A 13,225-nucleotide genomic window follows, 5' to 3' on the forward strand; every position below is an offset into this window, starting at 1 on the left:
AGTACAGCCCGTGGGCTTCGTTTTCAGCCTCAGGCGTCCTGCCTCAAGCTGTCCTTCGGTAAACGCCGATCCAGCAAACGGTACAGGGCGCTGTCGACAGGCCAGTTGCGCAGCAGACGCGCACGGTCCCTGGCGAAGGCCTGGCGAAACCGCGCTACGCTACGATGCTGGTGCAGCGCATCCAGATCGATCAACGCCCAGCTGCCGTCCTGCCAGAGCAGGTTGGTGCCCTTGAGGTCGCCATGGCTGATACGCTCGCGGATCAGCGCAGCGAACAGCTGCTCCAGCGCCTGAAGCTCCTGCTCCGGCGGCGTCGCGTTCACGTATGGCTCGAAGCGCGCGATTATATCTTGCCCGCTTACATACTCGGTAATCAGATAGCTGCGCCCCCGAAGACCAAAACGTCGCATCTCGATCATCGCCAGTGGCTGCGGTGTGGCGATGCCCAGCAGGTCCAGGCGATGGGCCTCGACCCAACTGTGCCAGGCGCGAGACGGACGCCAGAAACGTTTCAGCCAGTGCGCCAGGTTCTTGATGTTGTAGCGTTTGATGACAAACGACTCGCCTTCCACATCGACATGCGCAACCGTGGCGCTCCCGCCTTTCTTCAGCGCCGAGCCTGCTGCGATGAACTCATCCGGGGCACTTAGCAGGGTCGTCAATTGCGCCTCGCGCTCGCGTCGCACCGCGACCAGACCGTGGCTGTCGTGACGCACGCTGAACGCCGTGCAATCGCGGCCGACCTTTTTCAGATAGTCGGCGAGCCGCTGCCGTCGCGCCGTGTGCACCTTGTCGAGCAGGGCTTCGAGCGCAAGCGCGTGGGTGTTGTTGGCCAGCAGATAGCTCACCAGCAACTCTTCGATGAAGGGTTCCAGCGACGCGGGCAATTGCGCGAAGAACAGCGCGAGGTTGTCCTGTACAAGCCCTCGCGACAACGGCTCGCCGGGCACTTCGGCGCGAACGCCGCCGCCATCGATCAGGTACAGCCGCCCCTCGTGGCGCATCAGGTTGTCCAGGTGCAGATCACTCTGCCAAAGCCCTTTCGCATGCAGGCGGGCAATCTCGGCCAGCGCACTGCCCAGCACCGACTGTTGATCGTCACTCAGTGGCAACTGTCGAGACACCTCCAGCCATGCATCATGCAGGCTGCGCGCGCCCTCCAGGAACTCGAACAGCAGCCAACCGCCGGCCCCCTCTTCGAACCCCTGCTCCAGCAATGCGGGAGTGGTCAGGTGCTGTTCGGCGAGCAGCTCCGCGCCATGTCGTTCACGCTCGAAATGGCGGTGCGCGCGGTCGCCCACCATCAGCTTGGCCAGCACCGGACGCCCTCGCCATTGCGCCTGCGCGACATAGCGCTGGCCAGGCAGTACGCGTAGCCAGCGCGCTATATGCAGTTCGTCGGCGCCCAGCGCGACACTCAGGGGCAGCGCTGGATGCCGCCCAGCCCGGCGCAATTGTTCAAGCGTCACGCATGCACTCCTTGTGCAAGGCGCCGAACGACGATGCCAGTGCCCTGCGCTTGGCACGCATGGGCAGCCCATCAGGACAGGCACAACCCATGGCGCCGGCCAGCTCCCACACGGAATCGATCATTCGCGGCCCTCGAAGTAGGCGAGGATCTTGCGGATCATCGTCTTGTCGTCAGCGGCCATTCGCGCCCGCCGCTGGTAGAGCAGAAAGAAGCGCAAGCGCTGTGTACGAGACAACGTGTAGCGCGCCACCTTGTCCAGGCAAGCCAGGTCCTTGATGATGCGGCGATGGAGAAACGGCCCGCGCCAGAAATCCCCTGATGGGCAATCGATCAGAAACAACCTGCCCGCCTCGTTGACCAGCAGGTTCCGCCATTTCAGATCGTTATGCGCAAAGCGATGATCGTGCAGCGTGCGCGTCGCATGGGCCAACTGCTCGCTGACCCCGCGCACCCAGCGGCGGTCCGCCAACCTCGGGTCACCTGCGCATGCCATGGCCGCCATGTCCGTGGTACCAGGTACTTCCGAGGTAATCAGGGCGCCACGCTGGAAGAATCCTGCACGGCGCTGCATCCCCCAGGCAACCAGCGGCGCAACGGCAATGCCCCACTCGCTGAAGTGCTGAAGATTCTGCCACTCGGCTTCGACACGCGGGCGCCCAACGAAACGCCGCAAGCCTTTGCCCGCCGTCCAGTAACGCTTCACGTAGAAGCACTTGCCGGAAATGTTGATACGGATGACCTCGGACAGCGGGTCACTGGCGACCCGCTCGCCTTCCAGCGCAAAAACCGTCTCCAGATCAGCAAACGCATGCGCGACGTCGGCGCTTGTTTCGCCGACGATTTGCCAGTCGCTCATTGCTGAGCCCCGGGCGCGTATTTGCGGTGATAGCGGCTTTGCAGCTGTTCCGCCTTGCGTTGCAGACGGGACAGCAGCGGGGCTTCATCGCGCAGGATCCGGCGCAGGGGCATCTGAAAATAGCCGCTCAGAAACCTCAACCTGTCGCGTTTGGTCAGGCCGATCCCGAGCGCCGAGAAATACAACCCGGCCAGGTCCTTGTCGCGCCACCGCAGCGGCGTCCGGTCGCGGACCTGCGCGCGATGCAGATCGATCACCGACAGGCGCAGCGCATCGGCACGGACCGGCGTATCGGTGTGCAGCAGGAAGTGGCAGATGTAGCAGTCGCGATGATTGACTCCAGCGCGGTGCATGGTGCCGGTCATGCGCGCCACTTCGGCGATCAGCGCGCGCTTGAGGACAGGATCAGGCGGATTTTGCAGCCAGTCGATGCTGTAATCTTCAAGGCTGACCGTCGGCGCCAACTCCTCGGTGATGATGAACGAATGCTGCGTCGCCGGATTGCCGCCGCGCTCGCCGTAGGCCACCGCGGTCATGGTCGGCACCCCGACCTCGTGCAGGCGCTGGATCGCGCGCCATTCCTGCCCCGCTCCCAGCACCGGCGCCTTGGCGGTGCTCAGGTTCTTGAGGATTTCCGCCCAGCCGATGCCACGATGGATCTTCACGAAGTAACCGCGCCCATCGACCTCGGTGCGCAGCGTACGCCGGCCTTCGAGTTGCCGGTAGACCTGCCCCTGCAACTGCTCGACAGCCTCGAACGCATCACGACCGGCCCAGAGCGACTTGAACGGCTCAGTGAGGATGAGCTTCATGGGCGATCCGCCAGAATCACATCGGCCGCGCGTGCGGGCATGCTGTACAGATCAGCGCGATCGGCATAAGCCAACGCATTACGTGCCCAGCGGCTGCGCTGCACATTGTCCTCCAGCATTTCGGCCAGCATGCGGTCGAGATCACCCTGCTGGTACGGGCTCGGCACAACCCGCCCGCAGTCCGCGTCGGTAATGTAATGCGCGTAACCGCAGACATCGGTTACCAGCACCGGCAATCCCGCCACCAGCGCTTCGAGCAGCACGGTGCCGGTGTTCTCGTTGTAGGCCGGATGGATCAACAAGTCGGCTCCGAGCAAAAAACGTGGAATGTCGCTTCGCCCCTTGAGGAACTCGACCTGTGCCGAAACGCCCAGGGTCTTGGCCTGTAGCAGGAACGGCTTGGGATCGTCCTGGCCGATCACGAACAGGCGTGTGCGTTTTTTCAGCGCGCGCGGGAGCGAGGCGAGTGCCTTCAGCGTACGGTCCAGCCCCTTGGTCTTGAAGCCGGAGCCGATCTGTACCAGCAGCAATTCATCGTTATCCAGTTCGAACTCTTCACGAAAGGCCGCCCGAATCCCAGCGGCATCGGCCGGCGCGCGGCGATCCAGGGCGATGCCTGGCGGCAGCAGATGAAAGCGTTCGGGCGGCGTGGCGTAGTGCTTGACGAACAGCGGCTGCTGCACCTCGGAGATCATCAGGATGTCGGTGTTCGAGCGAGGCTCGAACACCGCCCGCTCATATTCGGCGAAATGCTTGTAGCGACCCCAGCGGCGATAGATCGGATTGCGCAGAGTCTGCGCCTTCTCCTCGAAACACGGGTCGGCAGCGTAGTACACATCGAGCCCCGGCATCTTGTTGAAGCCGATCACGCGGCTTACCGGCCGCTTCAGCAGATCCTGCTCGACCCATTCGGTGAAGCGCTCGTTGCGGGTGTGGTTGAAAAGCGCTTTGACTGGCGCGATCAGGACCTCGAATCCGTCAGGGACATCGCCCTCCCAGATCATCGTATAGACGCGAACGTCATGCCCCCGGCGCTGGCATTCCAGTGCGATTCGCATGAAGTCGCGCTGCAGCCCGCCGAAGGGGAAATACTTGTACAGGATGAAGGCCAGTTGCATCAGGGTGTCTCCGATGACCGCAACAGGGCCTTGAGTTCACTGGCGACGCGCTCGGGCAGGAGCTCGTCGAAGCAGGGTTTATGCCGGTCGCCCTTGCCGGCGTTCGGGCCACTGGCGCAGAGATGAACCTGCGACCGCCCATAAGCACCGACGCGCCCCGGCAGGGTCGGACCATAAAGCGAGATGCTCGGTACATCCAGCGCCGCCGCCAGATGGCCGAGCCCGGTATCCACAGCCACACAGGCACGCGCGCCGGCGATCACCTTGGCGATACCGCCGAGATTCAGCCGGGGCAATACCGACACGCCCTCCAGGCCCTGCGCGATTCGCTCGGCGCGGGCCTTCTCGTCCGCATTGCCCCAGGGCAGGCGGATCGCCCAGCCGTACTCGCTCATGCGCTCGGCCAGCTCTCGCCAGTACCGCTCCGGCCAATGCTTGCTCGGCCAGGTGGTGCCATGCAGGAACAACAGATAGGGCTGCTCGTTTGGCGTCGCCAGCAGGCTACGATCGAGCCCGTAATCGGCAATCGACACAGGATTCGGATAACCGAGCGACTGCGCGAACAATTGCCGCACACGCTCGAGGGCATGCTGGTCTCGAGGTACGGCGTAGCGGCGATCATAAAAACGCGACGCCATCGGCTCGCGCGCCGATTCGCGGTCCAGCCCAGCGACCGAGGCGTTGACGTAGCGGGTCAGCCAGGCGCTCTTGAGCAGCCCCTGGGCATCGATGACCAGATCATAATGGGCCTCGCGCAAACGCGCCTTGAAGCGTCGCCATTCACCAGAACGAAAGGTTCGAAAAGGGTGCTTGCGCCAGCGCCGGATCGCCACGGGGATGACCTGGGCGACGACGGGATGCCACGCCGGGATTTCAGCAAAGCCCTCCTCGACGACCCAATCGAACTGGATGCCGGGTATCGCGCGCTGCGCATCGGTCAAAGCCGGAAGCGTATGCACGACATCGCCCAGCGAGGACGTCTTGATCAGCAACACCCTCACTCAGCGCACCTCGATCGGCTGTGGCACGAGGCGATCCAGTGCGTCGATCACTGAGCGCGGTCCGAGCTCACGCATGCAGTTGTTGTGACCGAAGCGGCAGGTGCGCTCGAAACAGGGGCTGCAATCGAGACCCAAACGCACGATTTCGACCTGCTCGGACAGCGGCGGGGTGAACGCCGGCGAGGTGGAGCCATAGACCGACACCAATGGCCGGGCGAGTGCGGCGGCCACATGCATCAGCCCCGAATCGTTCGACACCACCGCGTCGGCACAGGACAGCAAATCGATCGCTTCGGCCAGGCTGGTTTCCCCCGCGAGATTGAGCGCCTCTTCGCGCAGCCCCGGAATCAGGCGCTGGCGGATATCCTCGCCTACCGAATGATCATTCTTCGAACCGAACAGCCAGACCTGCCAGCCCTCGCGGATCTTCGCCTCGGCGACCTGAGCGAAATGCTCGGCCGGCCAACGCTTGGATTCGCCGAACTCCGCGCCCGGGCACAGCGCCAGTACAGGCCGATCGACACTCAGGTCGAAACGCGTCAACGCGGCCTCGCGGCTTTCGGCATCAATGCGCAGGGACGGCTTCGGGTAGGGCCTGGGCAGTTCGGCGCCGGGCTCGAACGCCAGCGCCATGAAGCGCTCGATCATCAGCGGATAACGCTGCTTGTCCAGCTTGCGCATGTCGTTGAGCAGGCCGAAACGCATCTCGCCGCGCCAGCCGGTGCGCTTGGGGATGCCCGCAAAAAACGGCACGAGCGCCGATTTCAATGAATTGGGCAGCAGGATCGCCTGCTGATACTGCCCCCGCAAGCCCTGCGCGACGCTGCGCCGGGTCGCCATGTCGAGCACGCCGTGCCCCACCGGAAAGCTCAGCGCCTGGCGCACTTCGGGCATCCGCTCGAGGATCGGCCGGCTCCACTCCGGTGCCAGTACGTCGATATGGCAGTCCGGATGGCGCTGCTTCAGGCATGCGAACAGGGTCTGCGCCATCACCATGTCGCCGACCCAGCTGGGACCCACAATCAGAATATTCATAAGCTAGAAGCCATGAGCGTGAAGTGCGAAGCCAGTGCAGGAGCGGTCTTCGCGTCCAACGCCTGGCTTCCCGCCTCCCACTTTATTTGACCAGCGTCCGCCATTCGGCATGGGCTTCGGTCTTGCCGGAAACCAGATCGAAATAAGCCTTCTGGATGCGCTCGGTGACCGGGCCGCGGCGGCCAATGCCGATATTGCGGCCGTCGACTTCGCGAATCGGCGTGACTTCGGCCGCAGTGCCGGTAAAGAAGGCTTCGTCGGCGATATAGACCTCGTCGCGCGTGATGCGTTTTTCCACGACCTTGATGCCCAGCTCGTCGGCCAGGGTCAGCACGGTGCCGCGCGTGATGCCGTTGAGGCAGGCGGTGACTTCGGGGGTGTAGATCACACCGTCCTTGATGATGAAAATGTTCTCGCCCGAGCCTTCGGCGACGTAGCCTTCGGGATCGAGCATCAGGGCTTCGTCGGCGCCGCCGGAGATGGCTTCCTGCAGGGCCAGCATCGAGTTGATGTAGGCACCGTTGGATTTGGCGCGGGTCATGCTGATGTTGACGTGGTGGCGGGTAAAGGAACTGGTGCGCACCTTGATGCCCCGCTCCAGGGCCTCGTCACCCATGTAGGCGCCCCAGTGCCAGGCGGCGACGATCACATGCACTTTCAGGCCGCTGGCACGCAGCCCCATGCCTTCGGATCCGTAGAAGACCATCGGGCGGATGTAGGCGCTTTCCAGATTGTTCTCACGCACGGCGGCGCGGGTCGCCTCGTTGATTTCTTCCTTCGAGTACGGCATCTGCATGTTCATGATGTGTGCCGAATCGAACAGACGATCCGTGTGCGCCTGCAGGCGGAAGATCGCGGTGCCGGCCGGCGTGTCGTAGGCACGCACGCCTTCGAAAACGCCCATGCCGTAATGCAGGGTGTGAGTCAGCACATGGGTGGTCGCGTCGCGCCACTGCACCAGCTCACCGTCATACCAGATCACGCCATCACGATCGGCCATCGACATTGTTGCCACCTCGGAATTCGATAAATGCTTTGTTTGCGGACGAGATCAGCTGAGCCCCAGCTCATGCCACATGCGCATTACGGCGCGCCGCTCGTCATGAAATTGATCCCCACTCACGACACCGGGCAGCTTTTGCAGTGATTGCCGGTGAGCCGCGGCGCGGTATGCCTTGTAGGCATCCTGCAGCAGCCGAACCTCATCGCCGGTCATCAACCCGGCCTGCTCCAACCCATCGAGAATGCGGATGTTATCGGTATAGCGCAGCAGTTGCGGATGCTGGTGCGACCACGCCAAAGCCGCGTATTGCACCATAAATTCGATATCCACGATACCACCGGCATCCTGCTTGAGATTGAACTCGCCTTGCGCCTCGAACGCCTTGTCGGCCATCCCGGCCTGCGTTGCGCGCGTGCCGAGGTTGTCGCGCATCTTCGCGCGCATCTCGCTGACCTCACCTCGCAACTGTTGGAGATCGCGCGGACGCCCGAGCACAGCGGCACGCACCTTTTCGAAATCCGCGGCCAGCTGCGGGCAGCCGACCAGTACCCGAGCGCGCACCAGCGCCTGGTGCTCCCAGGTCCAGGCCTCCTGGCTCTGATAACGCTCGAAGGCACTCAGCGAGCTGACCAGCAACCCGGAAGCGCCGGAGGGGCGCAGGCGCATGTCCACTTCGTAGAGTTGCCCGGAGGTGGTCTGGGTGGTCAGCAGATGAATGATGCGTTGCCCGAGGCGCGTGAAGAACTGCGCGCCGTCGATGGGTTTGGCGCCATCGGTTTCGGCATTCGGATCGCCGTCATGGATGAACACCAGATCCAGGTCGGAGCCGTGGCCGAGCTCGATGCCACCGACCTTGCCATAGCCGAGAATGATGAACGCCGGGTCGCAAAGCGAACCATCCACGCGTCGCGGCTGGCCATGACGCGCGACGGTGTGCCGCCAGGCCAGGGCCAGCACCTGTTCGAGAATCGCTTCGGCGAGCCAGGTCAGGTAATCGCTCACCTTCATCAACGGCAAGGTGCCAGCGATCTCCGAAGCCGCGACCCGCAACCGATGCGCCAGCTTGAAATGCCGTAGCGCCTCCATCTGCTGTTCCAGATCGTCTTCGGGAATTCGCGCCAACCGCTCGCGCAGTTCCGCCGCGAGTTCAGGCGCCTGCGGCGGGCTGAACAGACGTCCGGCATTGAGCAGTTCGTCGAGCAACAGCGGGAAGCGAGCGATCTGCTCGGCGATCCAGGGGCTCCCGGCACACAGCTCGAGCAAGCGCTGCAAGGCACCGGGATTTTCCGTCAGCAGCACGAGATAGGCCGAGCGCCGTGCCACCGCCTCGACCAGTGGCAAGACCCGCTCAAGCACCAGGTCGGGATCGTCCTGCTCGACCGCTTGTGCCAGCAAGCGAGGAATGAAGGCGTCGAGCCGTTCCCGCCCCAGGCGCTGCATGGTCCTTACCTGACTGCCGCTGCGCAGCGCGGCAAGGCGCAGGCAAGCCGCCTGGCCATCTCGAAAGCCTGCATCGGCCAACTGGCGGCAGGCGAATTCCTCGTCCCAGTCCTGTTCCCACAAGGGCAGCCACTCACCACCGACGAGCGTCTCGCCCTCGGCGTTTTCATCTTCGTCGGGGTCGGCGATCACCTGACGGAAATGCCAGTCGATCCGGCCGCGCCAATGCAACAGGCGCTCATGGAAGGCGTCCCAGGTCTCGAAGCCCAGCATGAACGCAACGCGATCGCGGTCGATCTCGCTGTCCGGCAACATCTGCGTCTGGCGGTCATCGATGGCCTGCAAGGCATGCTCGGTATAGCGCAAGAATTCATACCCCTCGCGCAGTTCGTCCACCGCCGCCGACGGCAGATAACCCTGCCCCGCCAGCGTCGCCAGCACCCGGAGCAAAGGGCGCTGTTGAAGGCTGAGGTCGCGCCCGCCGTGAATCAGCTGATAGGCCTGCGCGATGAACTCGACTTCCCGAATACCGCCGGAGCCCAACTTGATGTTGGCGGCCATGCCCTTGCGCCGCACCTCCTGCTGGATGAGCTGCTTCATGCTGCGCAGCGCGTCGATGGCGGAGAAGTCCAGGTAACGTCGATAGACGAAGGGCCGCAGCATGTCGAGCAGCTCCTTGCCCGCTTCCTGGTCACCGCCGACCACCCGCGCCTTGATCATCGCGTAACGCTCCCAGTCGCGCCCTTGATCCTGGTAGTACTGCTCCAGTGCATTGAAGCTCAGCACCAGCGAGCCCGAGGAACCGTACGGGCGCAACCGCATGTCCACGCGAAACACGAACCCGTCCAGAGTCGGCGCATCCAGCGCCTTGATCAGCCGCTGGCCGAGGCGGACGAAGAACTCCTGGTTATCCAGCGAGCGTTTGGCCCCGACGGTTTCGCCCCCCTCGGGATAGCCGAAGATCAGGTCGATATCGGAGGAGAGGTTGAGTTCGCGCGCGCCCAGCTTACCCATGCCGAGGACGACCATCTGTTGCGCCTGACCGCTGCGGCGACCGGTCGGGACACCGAACTGGTCACAGTGGCGCGCATACAGCCACTGGTAAGCCAGGTCGATACAAGCATCGGCCATATCGGACAGATCGCCGCAGGTTTCGCCCAGGTCCGCCTGACGCGTCAGGTCGCGCCAGATGATGCGGACCTGCTGGCAGGTACGAAAGCGCCTAAGTACGCGGCCCAGACCCTCGTCGTCGTTGCAGTCCACGAGCGTCTCGGCAAGCGCTGCGCGCAACTGCCCGGCCTGCAACGAGCGCTCCAGCAACCCTGACTCGGCCAGTTCCAGCAACATCTCGGGATCTCGGCTAACCTGTTCGGTGACAAAATCACTGGCTGCACAGACCCTTGCGAATGCCTCGCGGCGCTGGGCCGGCCACGCGTCGAAGCGTTCGAGCGCGGGCACCCCCGCGTCGAGCAGCGCGCTGCGGAACGACTCATCGGCACGGTTGACCAATGGCAATAACGATGTGGGCAATGCAACCAGTGATGGCAGACTCATAAAAAGTTCCTTAACGCCGTGGACGGTTGCCGAGCAAGCGGGAACGCCCATGTTAGAGCCATGCCCGCCAGGACCAGCGAGCCAGGCCGAACTGTTGCGATTGTAGTTTTACTACGAAATTATGTTGCAGGGGGCTGAATCAACCGTTGTTTTGTAGTAAAACTACAGAGCCCGGCTCTACCCCCGGCCAAACATCCAAGAACATAGACGCACCGGCCCACAAAGCCGGCCGCGAAGCAGGCAACCGATTCTGGAAGCCTTTCCGCCCTGGAGCAAGCCATGCAAGATCTCGATCCCGTCGAAACCCAGGAATGGCTGGACGCCCTCGAGTCAGTACTCGACCGCGAAGGTGAAGACCGCGCCCACTATCTGATGACCCGGATGGGGGAACTGGCCACCCGTAGCGGCACGCCACTTCCTTATGGCATCACCACGCCCTACCGCAACACCATCCCTGTCACCCGCGAAGCCAAGATGCCCGGCGACCTGTTCATGGAGCGACGCATTCGCTCCCTGGTCCGCTGGAACGCACTGGCGATGGTCATGCGCGCGAACCTGAAGGACCCGGACCTGGGTGGACATATTTCCACCTTCGCCTCCAGTGCGACGCTCTACGACATCGGTTTCAATTATTTCTTCCAGGCGCCCACTGAAGAGCACGGTGGCGATCTGATCTACTATCAGGGCCATGCCTCCCCCGGCATCTACGCCCGCGCCTTCCTCGAAGGCCGCCTGAGCGAAGACCAGATGCTCAACTTCCGCCAGGAAGTCGATGGCAAAGGCCTGTCGAGCTACCCGCACCCACACCTGATGCCGGACTTCTGGCAGTTCCCGACGGTTTCCATGGGCCTGGGCCCGATCACTGCCATCTACCAGGCGCGCTTCATGAAGTACCTGGAAAACCGGGGCTTCATCCCCGCCGGCAAACAGCGCGTCTGGTGCTTCATCGGCGATGGCGAGTGCGACGAACCGGAAACCCTCGGCGCCATCTCCCTGGCCGGCCGTGAGAATCTGGACAACCTGGTGTTCGTCATCAACTGCAACCTGCAGCGGCTCGACGGCCCGGTGCGTGGCAACAGCAAGATCATCCAGGAACTCGAAGGCGTCTTCAAAGGTGCCAACTGGAACGTCAACAAGGTCATCTGGGGTCGCATGTGGGACCCGCTGTTCGCAGTCGACGAAGATGGTCGCATGCAGCGCCGCATGGACGAGGCGATCGACGGCGAATACCAGAATTACAAGGCCAAAGACGGCGCTTACGTGCGCAAGCATTTCTTCGGCGCCGACCCGGAACTGCTCAAACGCGTCGAGAAAATGTCCGACGAGGAAGTCTGGAAGCTCAACCGTGGCGGTCACGACCCCTACAAGGTCTATGCGGCCTACCATCAGGCAGTCAACCACAAGGGCCAGCCGACCGTCATCCTGGCCAAGACGATCAAGGGTTACGGCACCGGTGCCGGTGAGGCGAAGAACATCGCCCACAACACCAAAAAGGTCGATATCGACAGCCTGAAGAAATTCCGCGACCGCTTCGACATTCCGGTCAACGACTCGCAACTCGAAGAGCTGCCGTTCTACCGTCCGGCCGAAGACAGCGCGGAGATGAAATACCTGCGCAAGTGCCGCGAAAAGCTTGGTGGCTCGCTGCCCCAGCGCCGGCCCAAGAGCTTCAGCATCCCGACACCGCCGCTGGAAACGCTCAAGGCGGTGCTGGACGGCTCGGGCGACCGTGAAATATCCACCACCATGGCGTTCGGCCGGATCCTGTCGCAGCTGGTCAAGGACAAGGACCTGGGCAAGCGCATCGTACCGATCCTCGCCGACGAGGCGCGTACGTTCGGCATGGAAGGCATGTTCCGCCAGCTGGGCATCTACTCCCCGGTGGGGCAGCTGTACGAGCCGGTCGACCGCGACCAGGTGATGTACTACCGCGAAGAGAAGGACGGCCAGATTCTGCAGGAAGGCCTCAACGAGGCTGGCGCTTTCTCCTCCTTCATGGCCGCGGGTACCGCCTACAGCAACTACAACCAGCCGATGCTGCCGGTCTACATCTTCTATTCGATGTTCGGCTTCCAGCGCATCGGAGATCTGGCCTGGGCCGCTGGCGATGCTCAGACCCGCGGCTTCCTGCTGGGCGGCACCTCCGGTCGCACCACGCTCAACGGTGAAGGATTGCAGCACGAGGATGGCCACAGCCATATTCTCGCCAGCACCATCCCGAACTGCCGCAGCTATGACCCCACCTACGGCTACGAGCTGGCGGTGATCATGCATCACGGCATGCATCAGATGATGGAGAAGCAGGAAAGCGTCTACTACTACATCACCGTGATGAACGAGAACTACCAGCAGCCGGCCATGCCGCAGGGTGTCGAGGACGGCATCATCAAGGGCATGTACCTGCTCGAAGAAGCCAAGGGCGACTTCAAGCACCGCGTGCAGTTGCTGGGCTCCGGCACCATCCTGCGTGAAGTGCGCGCAGCGGTCGACATGCTGGCCAAGATGGGCGTGGGCGCTGACGTCTGGAGCGTCACCAGCTTCAACGAACTGCGTCGCGACGGCCTGGCGGTGGACCGCTGGAATCGCCTGCACCCCACCGAAGCGCCACGCAAGAGCTACGTGGAGCAGTGCCTGGAAGGTCGCGAAGGCCCGGTCGTCGCGTCTACCGACTACATGAAACTGTTCGCCGATCAGATCCGCCAGTGGGTTCCGTCCCGTGAATACCAGGTACTGGGCACCGACGGTTTCGGTCGCAGCGACTCGCGCGCCAAGCTGCGCGACTTCTTCGAAGTCGATCGCCGCTGGGTCACCGTGGCTGCGTTGCAGGCACTCGCCGATCGTGGCGCCATCGAACGCAAGGTCGTGGCCGAGGCCATCACCGAGTTCGGTATCGACCCCGAGAAGCGCAATCCGCTGGATTGCTGATGCGTGCGCA

General features: G+C 63.2%; 10 protein-coding genes. 1 reads left to right on the forward strand and 9 read right to left on the reverse strand.

What is annotated here, in order from left to right:
• Nucleotides 1-29 precede the first annotated feature (29 nt).
• The 9 genes from GQA94_RS00900 to glnE form a co-directional block, all read right to left on the reverse strand.
• Nucleotides 30-1,469: a lipopolysaccharide kinase InaA family protein gene (locus GQA94_RS00900; protein WP_158186288.1), complete on the reverse strand. Its 1,440-nt coding sequence runs from the start codon at nt 1,467-1,469 to the stop codon at nt 30-32.
• Nucleotides 1,459-1,593, reverse strand: a complete 135-nt coding sequence (locus GQA94_RS23515; protein ID WP_256371958.1) for a hypothetical protein — start codon at nt 1,591-1,593, stop codon at nt 1,459-1,461. Before GQA94_RS23515 ends, GQA94_RS00900 begins: the two co-directional genes overlap by 11 nt.
• Nucleotides 1,590-2,327, reverse strand: a complete 738-nt coding sequence (locus GQA94_RS00905; RefSeq protein ID WP_158186289.1) for a lipopolysaccharide kinase InaA family protein — start codon at nt 2,325-2,327, stop codon at nt 1,590-1,592. Before GQA94_RS00905 ends, GQA94_RS23515 begins: the two co-directional genes overlap by 4 nt.
• On the reverse strand, nt 2,324-3,139 hold the full coding sequence (rfaP, locus tag GQA94_RS00910; protein WP_158186290.1) for a lipopolysaccharide core heptose(I) kinase RfaP: 816 nt from the start codon (nt 3,137-3,139) through the stop codon (nt 2,324-2,326). Before rfaP ends, GQA94_RS00905 begins: the two co-directional genes overlap by 4 nt.
• Entirely contained in the window at nt 3,136-4,257 is a 1,122-nt protein-coding gene (locus GQA94_RS00915) for a glycosyltransferase family 4 protein (protein WP_158186291.1), read from the reverse strand. The genes rfaP and GQA94_RS00915 overlap by 4 nt, the downstream gene beginning before the upstream one ends.
• Nucleotides 4,257-5,258, reverse strand: a complete 1,002-nt coding sequence (gene waaC / locus GQA94_RS00920; RefSeq protein ID WP_158186292.1) for a lipopolysaccharide heptosyltransferase I — start codon at nt 5,256-5,258, stop codon at nt 4,257-4,259. The genes GQA94_RS00915 and waaC overlap by 1 nt, the downstream gene beginning before the upstream one ends.
• Nucleotides 5,259-6,293 carry a lipopolysaccharide heptosyltransferase II gene (gene waaF, locus GQA94_RS00925; RefSeq protein ID WP_158186293.1) on the reverse strand — a complete coding sequence of 345 codons (1,035 nt, stop codon included), beginning with the start codon at nt 6,291-6,293 and terminating at the stop codon, nt 5,259-5,261.
• A gap of 82 nt (nt 6,294-6,375) precedes the next feature.
• Nucleotides 6,376-7,299 carry a branched-chain-amino-acid transaminase gene (gene ilvE, locus GQA94_RS00930; protein ID WP_158186294.1) on the reverse strand — a complete coding sequence of 308 codons (924 nt, stop codon included), beginning with the start codon at nt 7,297-7,299 and terminating at the stop codon, nt 6,376-6,378.
• A 45-nt stretch (nt 7,300-7,344) separates the two neighbouring features.
• Nucleotides 7,345-10,290 (reverse strand): bifunctional [glutamate--ammonia ligase]-adenylyl-L-tyrosine phosphorylase/[glutamate--ammonia-ligase] adenylyltransferase, encoded by a 2,946-nt coding sequence (gene glnE, locus GQA94_RS00935; RefSeq protein WP_158186295.1) that lies wholly within the window; start codon nt 10,288-10,290, stop codon nt 7,345-7,347.
• Nucleotides 10,291-10,569: 279 nt separating this feature from the next.
• Between glnE and aceE the strand changes: the two genes are divergently transcribed.
• The gene (aceE, locus tag GQA94_RS00940) at nt 10,570-13,215 is read left to right on the forward strand and encodes a pyruvate dehydrogenase (acetyl-transferring), homodimeric type (RefSeq protein WP_158186296.1); all 2,646 of its coding nucleotides are present in this window, start codon (nt 10,570-10,572) and stop codon (nt 13,213-13,215) included.
• Nucleotides 13,216-13,225 lie beyond the last annotated feature (10 nt).

This window comes from Stutzerimonas stutzeri, assembly GCF_009789555.1.
In the GTDB taxonomy this organism is placed as follows: Bacteria; Pseudomonadota; Gammaproteobacteria; order Pseudomonadales; family Pseudomonadaceae; genus Stutzerimonas; species Stutzerimonas stutzeri_R.